The organism is Pseudoalteromonas luteoviolacea (genome assembly GCF_000814765.1).
GTDB classification, from domain to species: domain Bacteria; phylum Pseudomonadota; class Gammaproteobacteria; order Enterobacterales; family Alteromonadaceae; genus Pseudoalteromonas; species Pseudoalteromonas luteoviolacea_H.
The window spans coordinates 1-24,087 of sequence record NZ_JWIC01000001.1; the positions used below are offsets into that span (position 1 = coordinate 1).

The following is a 24,087-nucleotide window of genomic DNA, read 5'->3' on the forward strand; positions in this document are numbered from 1 at the left end:
GAAACTTTGACTGAATATGGGGGGACCATCCTCCAAGGCTAAATACTCCCAACTGACCGATAGTGAACCAGTACCGTGAGGGAAAGGCGAAAAGAACCCTGTGAGGGGAGTGAAATAGAACCTGAAACCGTGTACGTACAAGCAGTAGGAGCCCTTCGAGGGTGACTGCGTACCTTTTGTATAATGGGTCAGCGACTTATATTCTGTAGCGAGGTTAACCATTTAGGGGAGCCGTAGCGAAAGCGAGTCTTAACTGGGCGCTTAAGTTGCAGGGTATAGACCCGAAACCCGGTGATCTAGCCATGGGCAGGTTGAAGGTCAGGTAACACTGACTGGAGGACCGAACCCACTAACGTTGAAAAGTTAGGGGATGACCTGTGGCTAGGAGTGAAAGGCTAATCAAACCGGGAGATAGCTGGTTCTCCCCGAAATCTATTTAGGTAGAGCCTCGGACGAATACTTACGGGGGTAGAGCACTGTTAAGGCTAGGGGGTCATCCCGACTTACCAACCCTTTGCAAACTCCGAATACCGTAAAGTACTATCCGGGAGACACACGGTGGGTGCTAACGTCCATCGTGGAGAGGGAAACAACCCAGACCGTCAGCTAAGGTCCCAAAGTGTATGTTAAGTGGGAAACGATGTGGGAAGGCTAAAACAGCTAGGAGGTTGGCTTAGAAGCAGCATCCTTTAAAGAAAGCGTAATAGCTCACTAGTCGAGTCGGCCTGCGCGGAAGATGTAACGGGGCTAAACATACCACCGAAGCTACGGCTGCGAACTTATGTTCGCGGGGTAGGGGAGCGTTCTGTAAGTGGCTGAAGGTGTGCCGGGAGGCATGCTGGACATATCAGAAGTGCGAATGCTGACATGAGTAACGATAATGCGGGTGAAAAACCCGCACGCCGGAAGACCAAGGGTTCCTATCCCATGTTAATCAGGGTAGGGTGAGTCGACCCCTAAGGCGAGGCTGAAGAGCGTAGTCGATGGGAAACGGGTTAATATTCCCGTACTTGGTATAAATGCGATGGGGGGACGGAGCAGGCTAGGCAAGCATGGCGTTGGTTGTCCATGTGAAAGGCTGTAGGCTGGTGACTTAGGAAAATCCGGGTCGCTAAGGCTGAGAGTCGAGACGAGCTACTACGGTAGTGAAGTTGTTGATGCCCTACTTCCAGGAAAAGCCTCTAAGCTTCAGTTTATATCGAATCGTACCCTAAACCGACACAGGTGGTCAGGTAGAGAATACTAAGGCGCTTGAGAGAACTCGGGTGAAGGAACTAGGCAAAATTGTACCGTAACTTCGGGAGAAGGTACGCTCTTGTTTGTGAAGGACTTGCTCCGTAAGCAAACGAGAGCCGCAGTGACCAGGTGGCTGGGACTGTTTATTAAAAACACAGCACTGTGCAAAATCGTAAGATGACGTATACGGTGTGACACCTGCCCGGTGCCGGAAGGTTAATTGATGGGGTTAGACGTTTGTCGAAGCTCTTGATCGAAGCCCCGGTAAACGGCGGCCGTAACTATAACGGTCCTAAGGTAGCGAAATTCCTTGTCGGGTAAGTTCCGACCTGCACGAATGGTGTAACCATGGCCACGCTGTCTCCACCCGAGACTCAGTGAAATTGAAATCGCAGTGAAGATGCTGTGTACCCGCGGCTAGACGGAAAGACCCCGTGAACCTTTACTACAGCTTGGCACTGAACATTGACCCTACATGTGTAGGATAGGTGGGAGGCTTTGAAGCACAGTCGCTAGATTGTGTGGAGCCGTCCTTGAAATACCACCCTTGTAGTGTTGATGTTCTAACTTAGGCCCCTAATCGGGGTTGAGGACAGTGCCTGGTGGGTAGTTTGACTGGGGCGGTCTCCTCCCAAAGAGTAACGGAGGAGCACGAAGGTTGGCTAAGTACGGTCGGACATCGTACGGTTAGTGTAATGGTAGAAGCCAGCTTAACTGCGAGACAGACACGTCGAGCAGGTACGAAAGTAGGTCATAGTGATCCGGTGGTTCTGAATGGAAGGGCCATCGCTCAACGGATAAAAGGTACTCCGGGGATAACAGGCTGATACCGCCCAAGAGTTCATATCGACGGCGGTGTTTGGCACCTCGATGTCGGCTCATCACATCCTGGGGCTGAAGTCGGTCCCAAGGGTATGGCTGTTCGCCATTTAAAGTGGTACGCGAGCTGGGTTTAGAACGTCGTGAGACAGTTCGGTCCCTATCTGCCGTGGGCGTTTGAGAATTGAGAGGGGCTGCTCCTAGTACGAGAGGACCGGAGTGGACGAACCGCTGGTGTTCGGGTTGTTATGCCAATAGCATTGCCCGGTAGCTACGTTCGGAATCGATAACCGCTGAAAGCATCTAAGCGGGAAGCGAGCCTCGAGATGAGTTCTCACTTTAACTTTAAGTTAACTGAAGGGCCGTTGAAGACTACAACGTTGATAGGCGAGATGTGGAAGTGCTGTGAGGCATTGAGCTAACTCGTACTAATTACCCGTGAGGCTTAACCATACAACGCCAAAGTGGTTTTAAGCTTGTTAGAAGTTAAGAATATAAAGTAGACGATAAGAATTTAATTACGCTTCCAGATTTTAGTAAGGTGTTGATAAACATCTTGCAGACAGAATTTCCTGGTGAACATAGCATTTTGGAACCACCTGAACCCATGCCGAACTCAGTAGTGAAACGAAATAGCGCCGATGATAGTGTGGGGTTTCCCATGTGAAAGTAGGACATTGCCAGGGCCCAATTTATAAATAAAAAATAATAACTAAAGCAAAGAATTTGCTTGGTGAACATAGCATTTTGGAACCACCTGATCCCATGCCGAACTCAGTAGTGAAACGAAATAGCGCCGATGATAGTGTGGGGTTTCCCATGTGAAAGTAGGACATCGCCAAGCGCCAAATAAAAGAAAGCCCGATTCGAAAGAATCGGGCTTTTTTGCGTTTAAGCCCCCTCAGCAACAGCTAAACTAGTTTATTTCACCTTGCGCAAAAAGAGCGTACTCACTTCGTTCGTAGTCGTTACATTTTGCACGTTAATCACCTTGCGCGAAAAGAATGGCAGCGCTTCGCGCTGTGTCATAAACCTTTCGCACTTTACTTGCGTAAAAAGAGCGTACTCACTGCGTTCGATACCATCAATCTTATGTACTAGGTAGTCCAGACGACACCGATATATTAAATATCCCTAGAACTATGGTGTGTTTAGTCGACACAATATGTGAGACTATTATTGATAATGATGTTGTAATTAATACGATAGTGGGGAAACCTTGACTCGATTTAATGAAATTTATGATAGAGCATGTGAAAGAAAAGGCGGAGAATCTAATTTACGTCTTTTATTAGCTGAGCCACGTAAAGTAAGTACATTAAGGACACTGTGCGACGATCTGTGGTTAGAAGAGTTTACTCGAAAAATTTTCCAGTCTGGATTTTATTGGTCTGTGGTTAATGCAAAGTGGGATGGGTTTAGAGAAGTCTTTTGGGATTTTTCTGTTGATAAACTTCTTTATATGTCTCCTGAAATGTATGAGCAGCGTGCTCAAGATGAACGCATTATTCGTAACTACAAAAAGGTACAGAGCATCGCTATTAATTGCCATATGATTTATGAGCTTCAACAAGCGCATGGTTCATTCAGCGAGCTTGTCGCAAACTGGCCAAGTGATGACATTATCAACCTATGGTTACTACTTAAAAAGCAAGGTAACCGATTAGGCGGTAATACGGGACCATTTGCCTTGCGAGCGCTTGGTAAAGATACTTTCCTATTAACAAAAGATGTAGAAGCCTACCTAAGAGCAAACGACATTATTGATGGTGGGCTACAATCATTAAAGTCGTTAAAAGCGGCACAGCAACACTTTAACGAGCTTCAAAATCACAGTGGTTTTTCAATGACGGCGCTTAGTCAGTTAATTGCCTTCAGTGTTGGTGATAACGCAATTCAGAGTACTTAATTTATGTTTTATTCTAGGTATACACCGATTGGCGAGCAGTTTGCGGTTCCTGCTGCACCAACTGCTTTTAAAGATGCAGAATTAGTGCTGTTTAATTTATCGTTAAACACTCAGCTTGGCCTAAATTGGGATGCTGCGACAGCGTGTTTATATTTATCAGGTCAACAGCCTTTGCCAAATACACACAGTGTATGTTTGGCCTATTCAGGGCATCAATTTGGTCAATTTAATCCAACTTTGGGGGATGGCAGAGCACATTTAATTGGGTCATTTTTGACGCCTAATGGAGAAGCTATTGATCTTCAGTTAAAAGGCTCTGGGGCGACTGTGTTTTCCCGAGGTGGTGACGGTTTATGTGCACTGGGTCCTGCTGTGAGAGAGTTTGTAATGAGCCGTGCTTTATCAAGCTTGGGCGTGCCTTCAACAGACTGCCTTGCTGTATTATCAACGGGTCAAGCGGTATATCGTCAAGGGAGTCTACCCGGTGCCGTCGTTGCTCGAACGGCGCGTAGTCACATTCGAGTTGGTTCTTTTCAATACCTTGCTTTACAGCAAGACGAAAAAGCGATGACTCAGCTATTAGAAATGGCAATGAAAGATATGGGCTTGCAGCTAAGAGAGAGCCGTGAAGAAAATATTTTTTCATTCTTTCAATCTGTTTGTGATGCGCAATGTGATTTGATGCTGAAGTGGCTACAGGTTGGTTTCATACATGGTGTGATGAACACGGATAATACTTTAATTAATGGTGAAACGATAGACTATGGCCCGTGTGCTATGATGGAGGCTTTTTCATTTAATCGAGTATTTAGTTCTATAGATAGGCAAGGGCGTTATGCATTTGGTCAACAGCCCAATATGGCCAGTTGGAACTGTGGCCGTTTGGCTGAATCGTTATTGCTTTTATTTACGGAAGAGCAGCCTGCCATTGAACGATTTTCGGGAATTCTGGTGAATTTCTCTGAACGTTTTAATGAGGGTTATCAACAGCTATGGCGTAATAAACTCGGTCTACTTCAAACACACAGTGACGATCAAGCATTAGTCACTGAGTTGCTCGAACTAATGACTCAGCATGAGCTGGATTATACAAATACGTTTGCCTCTTTAACTGCGCTGAAATTGCATAAGCTACAGGAACAGTTTCCAGTAGCGGCTGTACTAAAGCCATGGCTTGTTAAGTGGCAAGCAATGACAGAGCAATACGATGATGATCAGGTTGCAGCGATGATGACACGTTTTAATCCTGCAATTATTCCTCGCAATGACTTAGTTGAAGAAGTTATTAACGACTATTATCAACAAGGTAAAAGTACGCTTCTCGACACCTGGATAGAAGCACTAAGCACCCCATATCAGTATGTGGATTATCCTGAAAAATGGTTGAAGTCACAGTCTGATCCTAATCGCTATCAAACTTTTTGTGGTACTTAAATGCAAAACACCGAGATGACAGGGCCATTGACGTGGAAAGAAATTCAGAGACAAGTGCTAAAGCATAAAAAGCCACTTGTCTACGCACATATTATTGCACTCCTAGCTGCGCTGGTTAGCGTGCCAATACCTTTGATGATGCCACTTCTTGTAGATGAAGTATTGCTGGCAAAACCGGGTGTTGCAGTAGAGTTTATGAATGGGCTGTTACCTGATAATTGGAATGGTCCAACAGGGTATATATTAGCGATTCTCGTTGCCGTTATGCTGATGCGTATTGGCGCTTTATTACTTGGTGTGGCACAGTCTCGACAATTCACGATTATAGGTAAAGATGTTTCTTTAAATATTCGTCAACGCTTACTTGGGCACTTATCTCAAGTGCGGCTAAAAGAGTTTGAAACACAAGGGGGGGCAGCGATCAGTTCTCGATGTGTAACTGATATCGAGACGTTAGACAGTTTTATTAGTCAAACGATGTCTCGCTTTCTGATCGGCTTACTGACGATCATTGGCACCGCGATCGTGTTGTTGTGGATCGACTTTACACTAGGGCTAATCATTTTAACCTTGAACCCTGCTGTCATTTATTTCTCTAGGCAATTTGGCAAGCAAGTTAAGCATCTGACTAAAGAAAAAAACAATGCCTTTGAGGCATTTCAAACGGCACTGGTTGAGACATTGGATGCCATTGCACAACTTAAAGCCATGCGCCGTGAACATGGCTATTTTGACAATGTGCTGAACGCGGCAAAAGACTTGAGGTATCACTCTGTGCAGTCCCAGTGGAAAACAGATGCGGTTAATCGCTTAAGCTTTACAGTCTTTTTGCTTGGTTTTGAGGTTTTTAGAGCCATTGCGATGTTAATGGTGGTGTTTTCTGGTTTATCTGTTGGACAAATCTTTGCTGTATTTGGCTACCTCTGGTTCATGATGGGACCGGTTCAAGAAATCCTCAGTATTCAATACTCATATTATAGCGCTTCAGCAGCATTACAAAGACTTAACCAAGTGTTGGACTTTGAAACGGAAACATCCCATGTTGGTACGACAAAAAGTGCTGCAGAGGCATTCAATGCAGACAAGATTGGTATCGAGTTCAATCATGTGAGCTTTGAATACAATGAAGGCCAACCTATTTTGCATGATGTCAGTATGCATATTCCAGCGGGGAAAAAAGTCGCGTTGGTTGCTGTGTCGGGGGGAGGAAAGTCAACGTTAGTTCAACTGTTACTTGGCCTTTATGAAAAGTCTGCGGGAGAGATACTCATTAACGGCATAGCTGCCGAAAAGATTGGTTATGACCTAATAAGAGAGCACGCTGTTACTGTTTTACAGCAGCCTATCTTATTTAACTCTTCCATTCGGGAAAATTTAAGTTTAGGCAAGCCATGTACCGATGAGCAGTTATGGCACGCGCTAGAAATTGCGGAATTGGCAGACAATGTAAGAAATATGGATGGGCAGCTTGATGCAATTGTTGGTCGTAATGGCGTAAAACTGTCTGGTGGCCAAAAGCAACGACTGGCGATTGCTCGTATGGTTGCGGCAGATCCGAAGGTGGTGATATTAGATGAGGCTACCTCGGCGCTGGATGTTGAAACAGAGGCACGTATTCATAAAAATTTAAATCAATTTTTAAGTGGACGTACTACTTTGATCATTGCACACAGGCTGAGCGCGATTCGCCAAGCGGATATTATTTACGTATTAGACGATGGATGTGTTACTCAATCAGGCGATCATCGTACCTTGTTAGAAGAAGATGGCTTATATCAAGTTTTATTCGGACATCAAGGCTAGGTTCAGCTTTAATTCTTAACTAAAAATACTTATTTTGTGTTAAGTAATTATTAAGACATCGACTACTATTATCTTGCTATCAAAATAAATAAGTCTGGATTTTAGAGGGAAAAAACGATGAAACTTAAAATGCTAAGCGTAATTGTAGCAATGACTGCGGCTACTTCTTTACATGCGAAAGAAGTAGAAGAAGGTGTTTACCTTGGTGTCTTTGGTGATTACTACAATGCTGATTGGGAAAACATCAGAGGTGTTGGTAATGGCGGTGTAGGTATTGATGACTCCACAGGATGGGGCGCTGAACTAGGCTATCGCTTTAACAAATATTGGAGTGCGCGTATCGAGTATGCGGATATGGATTTCGATTTGGAAGGGGCAGGCACTGGCTCTCAAGATGGTGACCGTTTAGGTATTGATGGTCTGTATCATTTCAATGGCGGTCCGTTTTATGCCTTGGCAGGTCTTAAGTCGATAGACATATTTGATAGCAATTTGTTTGCCAATGCGGGTGTTGGTTATCGCCATCACTTTACTGATAATTTTGCTGCTAACTTTGAGACTGCGATTTATCAAGGCTTAGAGCGCGGTTATACCGATGTCGGTGCAAAGCTGGGTATTAACTATATGTTTGGTGCTTCACAGAGCCGCCCTGCAAAAGTAGAACCTGCACCTCAGCCTGCGCCTCAACCTGCGGTCACTGAACAACCAAAAGACAGTGATGGCGATGGCGTGTTAGATAAAAAGGACCGCTGTGCAAATACACCAATGAGTGATGCGGTAGATGCTGCTGGGTGTAGCTTATATGAAAATAAAGAAGTCACTGTTAGTCTACTGGTGCGTTTCCCGAATAACAACTCACAAGTATCTCAGCAGTATTTAGATGACATAAACGCGGTTGTTGAGTTCTTGCGTGCGCATCCAGAAACCACGGTAGTGCTTGAAGGTCATACTTCAAGTTTGGGTAAGGCAGATTACAATATGTGGTTATCTAAAAAGCGCGCAGATGCGGTTGCTGCACAATTAGTTGAAAAAGGGATCGCTCAATCACGTATTTCAACCATTGGGTACGGTGAAGAACGTTTAATGGATAGCCGAGATACACAAGAAGCACACACTGCGAATCGCCGTGTAGAAGCGAAAGTGATATCTGTAGAGAGGGTAAAAGTGAAAAGATAGCGTCTTTTTGGGCTGGATAACCCCTTGTTGTCCAGCCATAATTTAAACTTAACAATCGTCACTCATCTACCCGCACCAGCCTCTTTTTAATATTCACAAAATAAATAATCGATATCTTTTGTGTCCACAACTTGTAATACTTTCATCTTAGTGGCAAGTTTTTATAATCAAATGGTTAGATTAAAAGATAAGCAGTTATAAACAAACCAACTAAAATGCTTATTAAAACACGTCACCAAGAGGATATTACCGTGCTTCATGAATATCGAAACCATATCGAAGAGCGCGCGGCAAAAGGGATCGTTCCTAAGCCGTTAGATGCACAGCAAACAGCCGATTTAATTGATTTAATAAAATCTCCCCCCGCAGGAGAAGAGGCATTTATTTTAGACTTATTGGTGAATCGTGTCCCGCCGGGCGTAGATGATGCTGCCTATATTAAAGCTGGTTTTTTAGCTGCGGTAGCGAAAGAAGAAGTGTCATCACCGCTCATTTCAAAAGCCTATGCGGTTGAGTTATTAGGCACCATGTTAGGGGGGTACAATATTGCGCCTATGGTGGAGCTGTTAGATAAGCCAGAACTTGCCCCCATCGCGGTTAAAGGGTTATCCAACACATTACTCATGTTTGATGCGTTTTATGATGTAGAAGAAAAGGCCAAAGGCGGCAATGAATTTGCGCAACAGGTGCTCGAATCATGGGCCAATGCTGACTGGTTTACACGAAAACCGGCAGTGCCCAAAAAAATTTCTGTTACTGTTTTTAAAGTCAGTGGGGAGACCAATACCGATGATTTGTCGCCGGCGCCAGACGCTTGGTCTCGCCCGGATATTCCACTGCATGCGCTTGCGATGTTAAAGTTGGATCGAGACGGGATATCACCGGATAAAAGCGGTGAAATAGGCCCTGTATCTCAATTAGAGTCACTGAAAAATGAAGGGCTGCCTCTGGCATATGTTGGGGATGTGGTAGGTACAGGGTCGTCAAGAAAATCTGCCACCAACTCAGTGTTGTGGTTTATGGGTGAGGACATTCCTTATGTGCCGAATAAACGGGTCGGCGGTGTTTGCTTAGGGGGGAAAATTGCGCCTATTTTCTTTAATACCATGGAAGACTCTGGTGCGCTTCCTATTGAGTTGCCAGTTGAAAAGCTCAACATGGGCGATCAAATTGATATTTATCCCTATCAGGGGGTGGTTAAACGCTTTGGCACGGATGAGGTACTGTCACAGTTTACCTTGAAATCAGCAGTAATCTTAGATGAAGTTCGCGCGGGAGGTCGTATTCCCCTGATCATTGGCAGGGGCTTAACAGACAAAGCCCGTGCGTCGCTTGGTTTAGAAGCAGAAACCATTTTCAAAAAGCCAGCGCAAGCGAACGACACAAGCAAAGGGTATACGCTGGCACAGAAAGTGGTGGGTAAAGCGTGTGGAGTTGTCGGGGTTAGGCCGGGACAATACTGTGAACCGATGATGACCACAGTTGGCTCGCAGGATACCACAGGACCGATGACACGGGATGAATTGAAAGATCTTGCTTGTTTGGGCTTTTCAGCGGATTTAACTATGCAGTCTTTTTGCCATACCTCTGCTTATCCAAAGCCCATAGACGTTAATACGCACCATACTTTACCGGATTTTATGATGAATCGTGGCGGGGTGTCATTACGCCCAGGAGATGGTGTCATCCATTCTTGGATCAACCGTATGCTTTTGCCTGACACTGTGGGTACTGGTGGCGATTCACATACTCGCTTCCCATTGGGGATTTCTTTTCCTGCAGGCTCCGGGGCGGTCGCCTTTGCTGCTGCGACAGGTGTCATGCCACTGGATATGCCTGAGTCTGTTCTAGTGCGTTTTAAAGGGGAGATGCAAGAAGGGATCACATTACGCGATCTGGTGCATGCGATACCTTATTATGCAATTAAACAAGGGTTATTGACGGTTGAAAAAAAAGGCAAAGTCAATGCGTTTTCTGGTCGCATTCTTGAAATCGAAGGTGTGGAACACTTAACGGTTGAACAGGCGTTTGAGCTGTCGGATGCGTCTGCTGAGCGCTCTGCAGCTGGGTGCACTGTGAAGCTGTCACAGAGATCAGTTGAAGAATACTTGCGCTCAAATATTGTGATGTTGAAGTGGATGATTTCTGAGGGCTATGGTGATGTTCGAACCATAGAGCGCCGGATCTTAAAAATGCAGGGATGGTTAGAAAGCCCACATTTAATGGAGGCTGACCAGGATGCTGAGTATGCACACGTGCTCGAAATCAATCTAAATGATATTAAAGAGCCCATTTTATGCGCGCCGAATGATCCTGATGATGCACGGCTATTATCGACGGTGCAAAATGAAAAGATCAACGAAGTGTTTATAGGCTCTTGCATGACCAATATAGGTCATTTCCGTGCAGCAGGTAAGTTGTTAGACAGCTTCAGTGGACAGATCCCTACTCGGATGTGGATAGCCCCGCCAACCAAGATGGACAGAGATCAGCTAACCGATGAGGGGTATTATGGGATTTATGGTCGAGTAGGTGCGCGCATAGAAACGCCGGGCTGCTCTTTGTGTATGGGTAATCAGGCGAGAGTGGCAGACAAAGCCACAGTGGTATCTACTTCTACACGTAATTTTCCAAATCGTCTAGGCACGGGGGCCAATGTTTTTTTAGCGTCTGCTGAGTTGGCTGCGGTTGCGGCTATTATCGGCAGACTTCCTACGCCTGATGAGTACCAAACTTATGCGGCAAAAGTGAATGCCACGGCTGCGGATACCTATCGCTATTTGAATTTCCATAAAATGTCGCATTACACCAAAAAAGCGGACAGTGTGATCATTCAGCAAGCAATCTAATTCCTTAAAAAGGCTCGTGATTTACGAGCTTTCTTAGCTTGTTTTAGATGTTTCAGCACATCTTGTTTTTACGGTAAAACCCTGTCTATGTCCTTGACTATAAAGACGTCTGTACTAATGTTTATATCATTCATTGATGTGAGCCATCAGTTTAAACACGTCTCTATCGGCCTGTAAGCAAGGGGTTGTAATGTTGTGCCTTGTGATACAAGACAATAACATTATCGGGGAAAGCCATGAAATACACACTTGCCTTGCTGGGTTTGTTTAGCAGCTACTCGCTTGCAGCTGCACCTCTTCCTTCTTACAGTGAAGTTCGTTTGGGGTTTGAAAGTATCGATTACAGTGAATCGTTGGCTGATGTGGCAGGGTTCGGTCAGCTATCTCAGTCTATCTCCGTATCCAATCCCGCAGTACGTCAGTTGTCTTATACTGGGATAGATGAAGATTGGGGCTTCTACATTGGTAGCGCCGCGACTATTTCAACAGAAATAGATCAAGAAACCTGGTCGTTAAAAGACTTTGGTGCCATCCAGCAAAATGATTTTAAGGTTAAAGCGAACGAACTGGCTTTTACCGCAGCGTATAATTATCAGCGTGCAGTGCAGCTCACTTTCGGGATGAAAATTTTTACTTCGAGTTTTACACGATCCAACTTTAAGTTTGTAAATCCAGGTGCGACGAAGTTTGACGATGCGTTAAAAGCATTGCCTCGAGAAGAAGGCGATCCTGTCCCTCGCTTTGATTTACCCGGGCAAACAAAAGACGGTGATGATGTATTGCAAGACAACCCTGCAACTCTGGTGCCAGTCATTTCGGTCACAGAAGATCAAATGGGTGTGTTGGCAACATTAGGTGCGCGATATGACAGTAAGTTGAGTCGTCCGTCAGACAAATTAAGTTGGTATATTGAAGGCGAACTTAGCACCCCCGTATATAGTCGTATTCAGAATACCCAGTTTGAGACAACAACATTAACAGACAGCTTTAATGGTTGGGGCGTGATGGCGAGAACTGGTTTGAGATATCAATTGGTTGAGCATATTGCTGTTATGTTTGGGGTCGATGCTTACTATAAAGAAAGGGATACAGTGACCGAAGAAGTGAATGGTCGACGTTTGCGTGTTCCTGAAATAGAGTATACTAATGTTTCTTTGACCGCAGGATTACAATGGAGCTATTGATGCGCATGAAGCTTGGCATAGTCTTTGGGGCTTTGCTGTTAAACATGACAGGGTGTAAAACGTTAGACTCAGTGCAAACACTTGGTGGGTCCTCGCCCTCTAATGAGCAAGTGCAAGTAGCATATGACCGTGCCGATGCGGCATATCAGGAAGCGCAACAGGCGATGTATTTAGCCAATATGGAATCGTTGGTTGAATACGATCGCATACGAATTGATAAAGCGCAAAAGGAGTGGCGGGAACTTGAAAAAAACTTCGCTGGCTTGAAAGCAAAGCCATTTGAAGCGCTCGATAGCGCCTCTTTTTTCTCTTCTCAAACAGTGAGTGGTGAGATCATTGCGCTTAGCCAAGAAGTCGTGGCGCTGGTTGCGGGTGCACAAGCGGCAAAGCAATTAATATTATCAGTACTGGAACCTGTGCGTTCTCACTTTGCCGTGTTAGACAAGTTTGCTGCCAAAGAGCACTTTCCTAAGCAATATCGTAAGCTCAGTGATATCCATAAAAAATTTAGAGCCATGTTGGTTAATGGCCAGCAACCAGACGTGGAATCACGCTTAGAACAATTCAATGCGCAAATGACCGCATTAGAGGTGAGCGCAGTTGAGCGCCATTACTTAGGTGAAATTAAGTCGCAATTACGTGTGATAGAAACATCACTGAAAGCAAAAGTTTTACCAAGTGTTGTACAGGATGCAGCTAATACCAGTGAATATGCCAAAGTGTATATCCAAAATAATGTACGTGACTATGAGCAAATAGAAGATAAAGCCCGCTTAGCTAAATTACAGGTTTTGAGAGTGGAAAGCCTGTACCAAGAACATGTGAAGCGTAAAAATGCACTAAAAAATAATCAAGTGGAGGCGCAGCTTTTGACATTTGAAAGTCAATTATTAGCGTTGACCGAAAAAGCAGGGTTGGGTGATTTACGTCATCTTAGTTTCGCTGAGCAATTGGCAGCAGTGAAGGATAAACTTTAGTGTACTAGGCGTACGATTGTGCGGGGCTTAGGCTATTTATTCATACTAAATACAGTTTTTGCAATAAATAATCATGCACAGCTTATGCTTGATTACGCAATCTCGAGTGGCTGAGGTCTGGATACCTCAGTTACCAAATTTAAAACAAATGGTATTTTTAATCTAACATATATTTTTATAGGGTATATTTATTCTTGTTTTTTGATAAAAACAAGTTATTCAAAATCAAAATTTCCATCTAAATAGATTAAGATCTCTGCCAATTTTACATCTACAGGCAAGAGTAAGCATGACAGCAGTAAACAACCAGAATTTGCTTCAACTTCGTTTTATTCAACAATCACATATTGATTCAGTTAAACCGTTTTTTTCGCGTTTGCCAGATAACCCTTATGCCGATGGTGCATTTCGTAAGCGCCGTTATTCTGTATTGAAGTTTGCCGAAGGCAATGTGTCTATCCAACCGACAAAAGCATTCGTACAAGATGATTCGATTAACCACTTTCAAGGTAATGTGGAACGCGTGTATGAAAACTTAGAGGCGGAGTTATTGCAGAGCGATGGTTTTAAGCATCTGCTGTCTGAATTTAAAGCAATGACCGGTGTTGCAGACGATGCAGATATTGAAGTACATCAGTTTAGAATGTTGGCAATAGAGAGCGATACACCACCTGCACCAGAAGGCATTCACCAAGATGGTTTTGACCATGTATGTGTATGTGGCGTGTCTCATGAAAACATTGCTGGTGGTGAGCTCCTTGTTTATGAAAATAAAGAAGCGGAGCCATGTTTTAAGATGGAAATAAAAGATGGCCTATTTGCACTTGTGAATGATCGTGAAGTTTGGCATAACGCCACACCGATGAATAAACTCAATGCCGACCAAGTTGGCTACTTAGATTGTTTTGTATTTACAGCATAAAGAGGTCCACATGAACTTAATGCCAATCCGCCGTCAGTTTCCCGCTTTAATGCAGGAAGTTTCTGGTGTTTCACCAATATTTTTAGATGGCCCGGGTGGCTCACAAGTACCGCAGTCGGTCTTAAGTGCAATGTCTGCATATCTAGGTTATTTTAATTCAAACCTAGGAGGTGCTTTTTTCTCGAGTGATAAAACGGTTGAGCTAATGAACCGTGCAAGGCAGTCAGTTGCACAGCTGCTTAATGCGCCAAGTAGTGAGCAAATTGTTTTTGGTGCGAATATGACGAGCTTAACATTCAGTTTTAGTCGTGCAATATCAAGGCAATGGCAAGCTGAAGATGAAGTAATCGTGACCAACGCAGATCACTATTCAAATGTGTCTTCTTGGCGTCAAGCGGCAGAAGATAAAGGTGCCAAAGTGCATGCTTTGCGCATCAATGAGTCAGATTGCACACTGGATCTGGATCACTATGCGTCGTTACTTAACAGTAATACTAAACTTGTTGCGGTGACGTATGCATCGAATACCACAGGGTCTATTAATGACATTAAGAAGATCATTTCTATGGCACACGAAGTGGGTGCTCTGGTATATGTGGATGCCGTGCATTTTGCACCGCATGAACTGATTGATGTACAAGCATTAGATTGCGACTTCTTAGCGTGTTCAGCTTATAAATTCTTTGGTCCACATGTTGGTATTGTTTATGGTAAGCGTGAACACCTTGAAGGCTTTACACCCTATAAAGTGGAGCCTGCAAAAGATGTGATCCCGGGTCGCTGGGAGACGGGCACACAAAGCTTTGAGGGGTTAGCGGGCGTAATCGCCGCGATTGAATACATTGCCTCTTTGAGTGCATTGCCAGAGTCTGAGTCATTAAGAGTGAGACTAGAACAAGCCTTTGCGAATTCAAAAGCGCATGAGATGACTTTGAGCCAGCATTTCTTGACTAGACTTGCGGAATTTCCGCAGATCAAACTATTCGGTATCGACGATATAACACGTCTTTCTGAGCGCACACCGACTTTTGCATTAACATTCGAAGGTCTTGAGCCGCGTAAGGTATCAGAGTTCTTAGGGCAACATCATGTGTGTGTATGGGATGGCAACTTTTATGCGCAGGGCCTATGTGAGCAATTAGGTGTGATGGACAAAGGGGGTGTGGTGCGTATTGGTTGTATGCATTACAACACCATTGAAGAGTTAGATAGACTTTTTGAGTTGTTCGGTGAACTTTTAAAATAAAAAAGGATGCGTCAGCATCCTTTCTCTTTTGCGTGTAAAGCACTTCAATTTTTCACGGCATAACATCTCACTATGTCATATCTAGCTGCACGTGCGTAATGAAATAAAGTACGGATTGAAATCATTGATTTTAAACTGTGTTGGTGGTCGTTTATTGATCAGGTGGCAATGTTCACCTGATAAAAATAAGTACAACATAAGAAGGAAATAATGATGAAAATCACACTTAACAAACGTTCGGTTAAGCAATTATCTACCAATGGTAAAGTATTGAAAATTGAGCAAACGCCTAATGTCGCTGGTGGAATGTACGCAAGTTCACCACATGTGCCTGGCTGTATTTCTTATAAAGGCAGAACATGTAATTCCATGTATAACTGTTAAAGCGTGATTGACGACAGGGCGATAGTACGTGCTGTCGTCAAATACAGTGGATTAGAGCTTTTCTTCGATAAAATGGTTGAGCTTATGAATTCGCTCACTCATGCCAGCGATGATCTTATCTTTGATTTTTTCTCTAATCACCGCTGGTAATTTTGTCAAAGCTTCAGAAGTAATGGCCAGCACTATGGTATCAGATATGGCTTGGGCACTGGTGCTGCGCTCTCGGTTAGATATAAAAGCCCCTTCGCCAACAAACTCACCGGGTCCTACATGGCCAATATCGATATGATTTTTTTCCGCGAAAATACGCAGCTCGCCCGTTAAAATGATATATAAGCGACTATCTTGCTCAAAACGTTTGAATGCATAGCGATCTTTACTGATTAAATATAGATGGCTAAATGATTCTAATAAAACTTGCCGCTCAGCCAGTGTGAACTCAGAAAAAAAATCTAAGCGGTTGATGATCTCAAGTTGTTTTATCGTCGTGATGTTTTCTAGCAGTTTCATGCTCGGCCAATCATTTAGTCATTTTCTAGCATATTGCGCTCTTTCAGCTTTCTGGTCAACGTATTGCGACCCCAGCCTATTTTAAGTGCGGCGTCCTGTTTATGGCCATGACATGCTGCCAGCGCAGATTTAATTAACCTCGTCTCTAACTGTGCTTGTACTTGCGGCCAAATATGATCTTCACCAAGTCTCAGCTGTTGATCAAGCCAAAGCTGAAATGCATCAAGCCAGTCGTGACTTTCTTCAAGCGTAGTTGTATTACTGGGCTGTGCAAGTTCAGGGGGTAAATCTTGCGGGCCAACCATGTCGCCAGGTGCCATGACAGTCAACCAGCGGCAAGTATTTTCAAGCTGTCTGACGTTGCCAGGCCAATGGAAAGCACACATTTGATCGAGTGCTTTATCGGTAAGGATTTTGCTGGGCACTTTAAGTTCCTTGGCACTTTTAGCCAGAAAATATTCAGCCAACTTTGCGATATCGACACTTCTTTCTCGAAGTGGTGGGATCCGCAACCTCACGACATTAAGGCGATGAAATAAATCTTCTCTAAACTTCCCTTCACTGACCAGCTTTTCTAAATCCTGGTGAGTTGCAGCAAGGATCCTAACATCGACTTTGACACTTTGGTGACCGCCGACACGATAAAATTCACCATCGGCCAGCACACGCAGCAGTCGAGTCTGCACATCCAGAGGCATATCACCGATTTCATCTAAAAAGAGTGTGCCCCCATTGGCTTGCTCAAATCGCCCCCGACGCACACTGTCTGCGCCTGTGAATGCCCCTTTCTCATGGCCGAAAAGTTCTGACTCGACGAGATCTTTGGGGATGGCTGCCATATTTAGCGCGATAAAGGTATTGTCTTTACGAGGACTGTGATTGTGCAAGGCACCCGCAACGAGCTCTTTACCCGTGCCGGATTCACCATTGATCAACACGCTCATACTCGATGCTGACAACTTGCCAATCGCTCTAAATACTTCTTGCATTGCCGGGGCTTCACCAATGATATCTGGTTGGTCAACCGTCGCGTCTTGAGGTTTACTTTTGGCGTTTTGCTGGGCAGCTCGATAGGCTCTGTCAGCAAGTGATGTCGCTTCCTCTAAATCGAACGGCTTGGCGAGGTATTCAAATGCGCCTTTTTGAAATGCATTTACCGCTGAGTCCAGATCTGAGTGAGCCGTCATGATGATAACTGGCAGCGAGGGGTATAGACGGTTCACTTCTTCGAGTAATGCCATACCGTCCAAACCAGGCATACGTACATCAGACATTAAAACCGCTGGCTGGCCGTATTCAAGTGCTGTTAATACATCCTGTCCGTTGGCAAAGCTTTCCGTGGCGAATCCCGCTCTAGATAAAGCTTTCTCCAACACAAATCGGATAGAGGCGTCATCGTCGACTAACCACACACTTTTCATTATTTGCTCCCTAGCTTTCTTCAAAGGGTAAGTAGATACAAAACTCTGTATGTCCGGGCCAACTATCACATTCAATAAATCCATTGTGCTGTTCAACCAAAGTTTGAGCGATTGATAGGCCTAGCCCCGAGCCGCCCTCTTTATTTGTGACCATCGGATAGAAGATCGTGGCTTTTATTGCTTCGTCTATGCCTGGTCCATTGTCAGCAACCTTGATCAGTAGTGCTTTTCTCAACATTAACTTCCCGCGTCGAACTCGATGGCATATGCGGGTCGTGACACGGATCTCCCCGTGGCCTTTGAGTGCCTGTTGGGCATTTCTGACGATGTTGAGCACCACTTGCTGTATTTTCGACTCATCAACACAAATATCCGGAATACTTGGATCATAGTCTTTACGCAGCGTGATCCTATGTTCCGTTTCCAATGTGCTGAGTTTCAATATCGACTCAAGTACTTTATGGATATTGCACAATGTGCGTTTGGGTAACTCATTTGGACCCAGTAGCCTATCGACGAGCTCTCTTAAGCGATCAGCTTGCTCTATGATCAGCTGCGCACATTCATTACGCTCCTGTTGGTCCACTTCATACTGCAATAATTGCGCCGCTCCCCGTATTCCACCCAGTGGGTTTTTTATTTCATGGGCTAAACCGCGAATGAGGTTACGTGCAGCTTGATATTGATGCGCTTGGTTGAATGCTTTGTCAAAACGGAGTTCTTCATCAATTCGACGACATTCTAGTTGAATATACTGGCGTTGATTATGGTTGAGTTTACGTGCAAATAAATTGATAGTACTGGCGCGATTGTCAATGAATACAACGTCTACCTTGTGTTGCTGACAATCAATACCATCTTCTAGCACATAGCGTTTGAGCCTTTTTAAGTCGATTAAATGGTGATGAAAAATACTCTCAAATGGTTGCTCAATCAACCGCTTTTGTCCTAGCCCTAACAGCTCACTGGCACTGTTATTGGCATAGTGAATTTTAAAGTCTTCGTCGAGTAAAATAATCGAGGTTGACAGGTTTTGCCACAGTTCAGGCAATATTGCAGAATTGAGGTGTTCCATCGTGGGTCGCCTTGCACCAATTTGGTGCATATTAATCTAACACAAAAAATTAAGTTGCTGTAGTTTTGCTTGTTATTGTCATAAGTGCATGTGGTTGTAATGATCAGTTAGCTCTGGTCGCTTTATGCAGATAAAAAATGGTCTCATCACTTTTAGTCACTACTTTTCCTTTTGAATCATATACCATGAGCTGTAGTGAATGCTCACCGCGCTCTACATTTCGAAGCGCAAAAGTAATCGTATGCTGCTTTGGCCCGGTTGGCTTGCCATCTAAAAATAGCTGTACAGTAAAGTCTTTGGCAAATCTTGGGGTTATTTGGCCACTGACATACACACTGCCGGTGTTGTCGCGCAATGTTTGTTTGTGATTGGGGGCAATGATGGCTGCTTTGTACTTGGGGGTTGTGGGGTTTTGTGTATCACTGCTTAAAACGGATGTGTCTGCGGCAGGCATGGTTAAAAATTGTGTATTAATTTTAACCTCTGCTGCGCCTTTTTTAGGTGTGTCGGAATATACCCAGTTGCCATTCTCGTCTTTCCAGCGATACACTTTTTTATCTGCATAGGCAGCATGGCTTACTACACATAATATAATCACTAACCAGAGTCGACTCACAGCAACCTCACTTTACAAAATAGCACCGTCCAAAAGTGTACTGCCATTGTGGCATTTTCACCATTGTGCAAGTGTTAACACTCACAGTTTAACTGTAGAGCTTTTAGCACGGTTTTGCCATTAAAAAAGCCCGCTAAAGCGGGCTTGAGAACACATATGATTTAAGCGCGCATTTACACTATAAAGTGCAGTGAATAATGCGCTTTGGTAGCTAACTACCTCTATTCACTGCAAGTAATTTGCGAATTAAACGCTGTAGTACATTTCAAACTCAACTGGGTGAGTTGTCATGTTAAGCTTTTCAACTTCTTGAGACTTAAGTGCAATGTATGCATCGATTAGGTCGTCAGTGAATACGCCACCTTGTGTTAAGAACTCGCGGTCTGCGTCAAGTGAAGCCAGTGCTTCTTCTAGAGATGCTGCAACTGTTGGAATTTCTGCTGCTTCTTCAGCTGGTAGATCGTACAGATCTTTATCCATTGCATCACCAGGGTGGATTTTGTTCTTAATACCGTCAAGGCCTGCCATTAACATTGCAGAGAAAGCAAGGTAAGGGTTTGCTGTTGGGTCAGGGAAACGTACTTCGATACGACGTGCTTTCTCTGAAGGTACAACTGGAATACGGATTGACGCTGAACGGTTACGCGCAGAGTATGCAAGCATAACAGGTGCTTCGAAGCCAGGTACTAGACGCTTGTATGAGTTAGTAGACGCGTTTGCAAATGCATTGATTGCTTTAGCATGCTTGATGATACCACCGATGTAGTAAAGGGCATCTTCAGATAGGCCGCCGTACTTGTCACCTGCGAAGATGTTTTGACCATCTTTACCTAGAGATTGGTGGCAGTGCATACCAGAACCGTTGTCACCAACAACTGGTTTAGGCATGAAGGTTGCTGTTTTGCCATAGTGGTGGGCCATGTTGTGGATAACGTACTTCATCTCTTGGATTTCGTCCGCTTTGATAACCATGGTATTGAAGCGTGTTGCGATCTCATTTTGACCTGCTGTTGCTACTTCATGGTGGTGCGCTTCTACCACTTGACCGAACTCTTCAAGTACCAGACATGTTGCACTTCTCCAGTCTTGTGAAGAATCAACAGGTGCTACTGGGAAATAACCACCTTTTACGCCAGGACGGTGACCTGTGTTGCCTTCGTCATAGCTCTTGTCTGAGTTCCAAGATGCTTCTTCAGCGTCGATAGAGTACATAGAACCTGACATGTCAGTTTTGTATTTAACATCGTCGAATAAGAAGAATTCTGGCTCTGGACCAAATAGTACAGTATCAGCGATACCCGTTGAACGCATGTAGTCTTCAGCGCGCTTAGCAACTGAACGTGGGTCACGCTCATAGCCTTGCATGGTTGCAGGCTCTAATACGTCACAACGTACAATCATCGTTGTTTCTTCAGCGAACGGGTCAAGCTTAACTGTGCTTGCGTCTGGCATTAACACCATGTCAGATTCGTTAATACCTTTCCAGCCAGCAATTGACGAACCGTCGAACATTTTACCGTCTTCAAAGAAGTCTTCATCGGCTTGATGATGAGGGATTGAAACGTGTTGTTCTTTACCTTTAGTGTCCGTGAAACGTAAATCTACAAACTTTACTTCATTCTCTTTAATAAAATCTAAAACCGATTGTGACATGTGTCCTCCGACTCGTGGGTTATTTTTTGCTGCAATAATTTGCTTAACTGCGCTCTTATAAGCGTGATCTGTGCCAATAATGCAACTTATTGTAAAGTATGGTTTATTTTGTTTTTGATGGTTTGGTATGGTGTGATTGACCTAAATGAGTGCACCATTTGAGGTCGTATTGCACTAATTTGGTGCAATGCGTTAAAGGCCTGACTGAGTGGTTTATTCCAACCACTCTAGCATGCTAAGCGAGTGTAAAAATGCAGGACTCGCATCGCTGGATTGGGACAGCAACACGAGCTCACAGGTTAAGCATAGTCCATTTATTTTACCGAGGGGCAAGATAAATAAACCAGCCGCCATGACAAACCAGATACAACATCTCAGGAAGGAAATTATCATGATATTACATGCTGATTGACGGCTGGTTTGAGACATGGTTAAGCGCCTTTTAGTGCGTATTGTGCAGGCTGGCGAATAATGCTCCACGCTGACAGCAAGGTGATACCCACGACCAGACTTGCTATCAGGACCACAGGGATCAACCAACTCCATATATTCATCATTTGCATGATGGGCGAAGATGCGGCACTAAAGTAGCCGATTAGTAATGTGCAGGTAGCCGCAGCGGCTGCGATTAAAAATGGCTGCATATTTTCTGTCAGTACCAATTTAAAAATTGCCATAGGCGTTGCGCCAATGGACATTCTAATACCTAGTTCATAGCGTCTTAAGGCAATGGCATAGCTAAATACGCCATAAATACCAATACTTGCTAATATCACCGCGACCACTGAAAGTACGATAGTAAAGATACTGGCAACGCGCTGTGATTTAAGGTGTGAGGACAAAATTTGCTCCGTGGTTTGTAAATCATAAACACGTATTTGTGAGTGTACTTGTGTCAATGCATCATTGATACTTTGTCTAGACAGTTGCACGTTAGGTTTACTTTCGACGACAACAATAGGGTATCCGGTGTTCACTCGGGGGCGATAGGTTCTGGAAATTGGTGGCTGGTTTGGTAAATTCAAATTACCGACGATACCCACTACCGTGATCGGGTCACTGGAGTTACGTCCATACAGCTTTGCACCGATCGGGTCTTGGCCAGAGGCTTTTATCATGTCAGCCATAAATTCATTGATGATCACCACAGGCGCTCTATCCCTGGCTTCAGCATCGGTAAAGTGACGTCCTTGCGTTAATCTCAAGCCGAATGTTTCAAAATAAGCGCGTGTTCCCCAGACCCGTTTGTGTGACACAATAGGCTTATCCATACCTGGCTGTAACTGCGAGTGATATGTAGAGAACTGCTCTAACCAATAGGAGATAGGGGGATAACTCCCCACACCGGCACGTACGATGTCACTGTGTTGGTTTAGTTGTTCTGTTGCTTCTAGTATCAGTGTGGCGCGTTGTTCAGGGGTCATTTCAGTGAGTAAGGTGCCAACATTTAAAGCGATCTGTGAAGTATTGTTAGTATTGATATGCGTGGGGGCTGTGAGCTGAGACCAACTTTGCTTGAAAATACCCATACATAGCACCAGCAAGGAGAGGCAAAAAAATACCTGTACCGACACCAACACTTGGCGCGTATGCTTGGAGACCTGTACACCAGAGCCCTTACCACTGCTTTGTAATGCACCAATAATGGCATTGTAATTCAGCTGCTTACTCACCACCCAAGCGAGTGCCAAATCAAGAATAAGTGTTAAGACAATCGCAAATATCACTGTGTTGGTATTGAGGCTGAGTTCATCTAAGCGCGCAAGTGGGCCTGCATATCCAGCTTTTAATAAGCCTAAAATCAGGCTCACGATACCGGTGGCAACGATAAGTGCGACGGCAAATAGCAAAGATAATTCAACCAGTACTTGCTTGAATAAGTGATGAGGCTGTGCACCTAATGCAGCTTGAATGGCAAAGGCACGTTGTTGCTCAACAGCACGAGATAAAACCAGGTTACCGATATTACTGAGGGCAATAAGTAGCAGAACTACACTGCCTGCAAACATCATGATGCTGGTATTGCCTGCATCGCCAATAATACGCGTTTTGTACGTTGTAAAACGCCATTTAACATCGGTATTTGCTAAAGTGGGATCATCTGCAACCGCTGCTGGGTAGCGTGCCATCACCCAGTTATTGAGTGCGAGCTGAGTACGGTTGATATCAGCGTCTTTGGTTAATTTCCCGACCAAGTGAACCTGAATAGAAGAAAATGTCCAAACTGGATCTGGGGTATCGCGATAGTCGTAAGGGAGCCATACATCGGTGCGCCAAGTGGGGGTTGCTAATACCGGTTCAGCGAAGTGTTCAGCAGTGACGCCAACGATGATAAAGCTGACACCTTTGAAAGTCACAGAGCGGTAAAGCACTTCACTGCTCCCACCAAAGTGTGTTTGCCAGACATCGTATGAGATAATTGCAACAGGTTGATTACTGTTGAGTCCTTCTTCTTTCGTAAAGTGACGCCCTAAAGCCAAAGGTGCATCGATGATCTGCATATATTCGGGTGTAATAGCACCCATATTAAAGGTTGGGCTGTTTGGTAAACTTTGCTCAACATCAATACTGATATTGTGTAGTGCAAACGTCTCGATACCTGGGTGCTTATCTTTGTAAGCTTCAACTGCGCCTAAAAAGGGCAGGAAGTTTTCACGCTTTACTTCACCGTCGGCCAGCAGTTGGCCTTGTACTAAGAATAATCTGTCCTGATCAGGGTAAGGCAGTGGGGCTGCGATGATTTGATAGTTTAGATTGTACATTGCCACCATCACTCCTAACGTGACTCCCAAGGTCATGATGATGGTCAGTGCATAGCTTTTCACTCTTGCTAGGCTCTTGATAGCAGTTAATAAGTTGTGTTTCAACATAAT

General features: G+C 44.4%; 16 protein-coding genes and 3 rRNA genes. 13 read left to right on the plus strand and 6 right to left on the minus strand.

Going from position 1 to position 24,087, the window contains the following annotated elements:
• The 13 genes from JF50_RS00005 to JF50_RS27070 all read left to right on the plus strand — a co-directional run.
• Window positions 1–2,508 (plus strand): 23S ribosomal RNA (locus tag JF50_RS00005); the annotation flags it as partial.
• A gap of 118 nt (window positions 2,509–2,626) precedes the next feature.
• Window positions 2,627–2,741 (plus strand): 5S ribosomal RNA (gene rrf, locus JF50_RS00010).
• Window positions 2,742–2,784: 43 nt separating this feature from the next.
• Window positions 2,785–2,899: ribosomal RNA gene (rrf, locus tag JF50_RS00015) — 5S ribosomal RNA — on the plus strand.
• 375 nt (window positions 2,900–3,274) lie between these two features.
• Entirely contained in the window at window positions 3,275–3,964 is a 690-nt protein-coding gene (locus JF50_RS00020; RefSeq protein WP_039607510.1) for a DNA-3-methyladenine glycosylase I, read from the plus strand.
• Window positions 3,965–3,967: 3 nt separating this feature from the next.
• Window positions 3,968–5,398, plus strand: a complete 1,431-nt coding sequence (locus tag JF50_RS00025; RefSeq protein WP_039607511.1) for a protein adenylyltransferase SelO — start codon at window positions 3,968–3,970, stop codon at window positions 5,396–5,398.
• Window positions 5,399–7,201: an ABC transporter ATP-binding protein gene (locus JF50_RS00030; RefSeq protein ID WP_039607512.1), complete on the plus strand. Its 1,803-nt coding sequence runs from the start codon at window positions 5,399–5,401 to the stop codon at window positions 7,199–7,201. It begins immediately after the preceding gene.
• Window positions 7,202–7,318: 117 nt separating this feature from the next.
• A complete protein-coding gene (locus JF50_RS00035) occupies window positions 7,319–8,377 on the plus strand; it encodes an OmpA family protein (protein ID WP_039607513.1) in 1,059 nt (352 codons plus the stop codon).
• 251 nt (window positions 8,378–8,628) lie between these two features.
• The gene (gene acnB, locus JF50_RS00040) at window positions 8,629–11,226 is read left to right on the plus strand and encodes a bifunctional aconitate hydratase 2/2-methylisocitrate dehydratase (protein ID WP_039607719.1); all 2,598 of its coding nucleotides are present in this window, start codon (window positions 8,629–8,631) and stop codon (window positions 11,224–11,226) included.
• A gap of 236 nt (window positions 11,227–11,462) precedes the next feature.
• Complete coding sequence (locus tag JF50_RS00045; protein ID WP_039607514.1) at window positions 11,463–12,410, plus strand: hypothetical protein; 948 nt, start codon at window positions 11,463–11,465, stop codon at window positions 12,408–12,410.
• Window positions 12,410–13,387 carry a hypothetical protein gene (locus tag JF50_RS00050; RefSeq protein ID WP_039607515.1) on the plus strand — a complete coding sequence of 326 codons (978 nt, stop codon included), beginning with the start codon at window positions 12,410–12,412 and terminating at the stop codon, window positions 13,385–13,387. Before JF50_RS00045 ends, JF50_RS00050 begins: the two co-directional genes overlap by 1 nt.
• A 289-nt stretch (window positions 13,388–13,676) precedes the next feature.
• The gene (locus JF50_RS00055) at window positions 13,677–14,309 is read left to right on the plus strand and encodes a 2OG-Fe dioxygenase family protein (RefSeq protein ID WP_039607516.1); all 633 of its coding nucleotides are present in this window, start codon (window positions 13,677–13,679) and stop codon (window positions 14,307–14,309) included.
• 10 nt (window positions 14,310–14,319) lie between these two features.
• Window positions 14,320–15,555 carry a cysteine desulfurase-like protein gene (locus JF50_RS00060; protein ID WP_039607517.1) on the plus strand — a complete coding sequence of 412 codons (1,236 nt, stop codon included), beginning with the start codon at window positions 14,320–14,322 and terminating at the stop codon, window positions 15,553–15,555.
• Window positions 15,556–15,765: 210 nt separating this feature from the next.
• Complete coding sequence (locus JF50_RS27070; RefSeq protein ID WP_155735595.1) at window positions 15,766–15,939, plus strand: hypothetical protein; 174 nt, start codon at window positions 15,766–15,768, stop codon at window positions 15,937–15,939.
• Between the two features lie 51 nt (window positions 15,940–15,990).
• Here the strand turns inward: JF50_RS27070 and JF50_RS00065 are convergent, their stop codons facing one another.
• From JF50_RS00065 to JF50_RS00095, 6 genes are all read right to left on the minus strand, one after another.
• Window positions 15,991–16,449, minus strand: coding sequence for a Crp/Fnr family transcriptional regulator (locus JF50_RS00065; RefSeq protein ID WP_039607518.1), 459 nt, complete (start codon window positions 16,447–16,449; stop codon window positions 15,991–15,993).
• A 14-nt stretch (window positions 16,450–16,463) separates the two neighbouring features.
• Window positions 16,464–17,870 carry a nitrogen regulation protein NR(I) gene (ntrC, locus tag JF50_RS00070; RefSeq protein ID WP_039607519.1) on the minus strand — a complete coding sequence of 469 codons (1,407 nt, stop codon included), beginning with the start codon at window positions 17,868–17,870 and terminating at the stop codon, window positions 16,464–16,466.
• A gap of 10 nt (window positions 17,871–17,880) precedes the next feature.
• Complete coding sequence (gene glnL / locus JF50_RS00075) at window positions 17,881–18,945, minus strand: nitrogen regulation protein NR(II) (protein ID WP_039607520.1); 1,065 nt, start codon at window positions 18,943–18,945, stop codon at window positions 17,881–17,883.
• Between the two features lie 103 nt (window positions 18,946–19,048).
• Window positions 19,049–19,561 (minus strand): DUF4124 domain-containing protein, encoded by a 513-nt coding sequence (locus JF50_RS00080; protein ID WP_039607521.1) that lies wholly within the window; start codon window positions 19,559–19,561, stop codon window positions 19,049–19,051.
• 246 nt (window positions 19,562–19,807) lie between these two features.
• Window positions 19,808–21,214 carry a glutamate--ammonia ligase gene (glnA, locus tag JF50_RS00085; RefSeq protein WP_039607522.1) on the minus strand — a complete coding sequence of 469 codons (1,407 nt, stop codon included), beginning with the start codon at window positions 21,212–21,214 and terminating at the stop codon, window positions 19,808–19,810.
• A gap of 431 nt (window positions 21,215–21,645) precedes the next feature.
• Window positions 21,646–24,084 (minus strand): ABC transporter permease, encoded by a 2,439-nt coding sequence (locus tag JF50_RS00095; RefSeq protein WP_052262065.1) that lies wholly within the window; start codon window positions 24,082–24,084, stop codon window positions 21,646–21,648.
• Window positions 24,085–24,087 lie beyond the last annotated feature (3 nt).

What these genes read in the sequence shown, in the direction of transcription:
- JF50_RS00025 (WP_039607511.1), top strand. Translation starts at nt 3,968, where the DNA reads ATGTTTTATTCTAGGTATACACCGATTGGCGAGCAGTTTGCGGTTCCT.
- JF50_RS00030 (WP_039607512.1), top strand. Translation starts at nt 5,399, where the DNA reads ATGCAAAACACCGAGATGACAGGGCCATTGACGTGGAAAGAAATTCAG.
- JF50_RS00035 (WP_039607513.1), top strand. Translation starts at nt 7,319, where the DNA reads ATGAAACTTAAAATGCTAAGCGTAATTGTAGCAATGACTGCGGCTACT.
- JF50_RS00045 (WP_039607514.1), top strand. Translation starts at nt 11,463, where the DNA reads ATGAAATACACACTTGCCTTGCTGGGTTTGTTTAGCAGCTACTCGCTT.
- JF50_RS00050 (WP_039607515.1), top strand. Translation starts at nt 12,410, where the DNA reads ATGCGCATGAAGCTTGGCATAGTCTTTGGGGCTTTGCTGTTAAACATG.
- JF50_RS00055 (WP_039607516.1), top strand. Translation starts at nt 13,677, where the DNA reads ATGACAGCAGTAAACAACCAGAATTTGCTTCAACTTCGTTTTATTCAA.
- JF50_RS00060 (WP_039607517.1), top strand. Translation starts at nt 14,320, where the DNA reads ATGAACTTAATGCCAATCCGCCGTCAGTTTCCCGCTTTAATGCAGGAA.
- JF50_RS27070 (WP_155735595.1), top strand. Translation starts at nt 15,766, where the DNA reads ATGATGAAAATCACACTTAACAAACGTTCGGTTAAGCAATTATCTACC.
- JF50_RS00065 (WP_039607518.1), bottom strand. Translation starts at nt 16,449, where the DNA reads ATGAAACTGCTAGAAAACATCACGACGATAAAACAACTTGAGATCATC.
- ntrC (WP_039607519.1), bottom strand. Translation starts at nt 17,870, where the DNA reads ATGAAAAGTGTGTGGTTAGTCGACGATGACGCCTCTATCCGATTTGTG.
- glnL (WP_039607520.1), bottom strand. Translation starts at nt 18,945, where the DNA reads ATGGAACACCTCAATTCTGCAATATTGCCTGAACTGTGGCAAAACCTG.
- glnA (WP_039607522.1), bottom strand. Translation starts at nt 21,214, where the DNA reads ATGTCACAATCGGTTTTAGATTTTATTAAAGAGAATGAAGTAAAGTTT.
- JF50_RS00095 (WP_052262065.1), bottom strand. Translation starts at nt 24,084, where the DNA reads ATGTTGAAACACAACTTATTAACTGCTATCAAGAGCCTAGCAAGAGTG.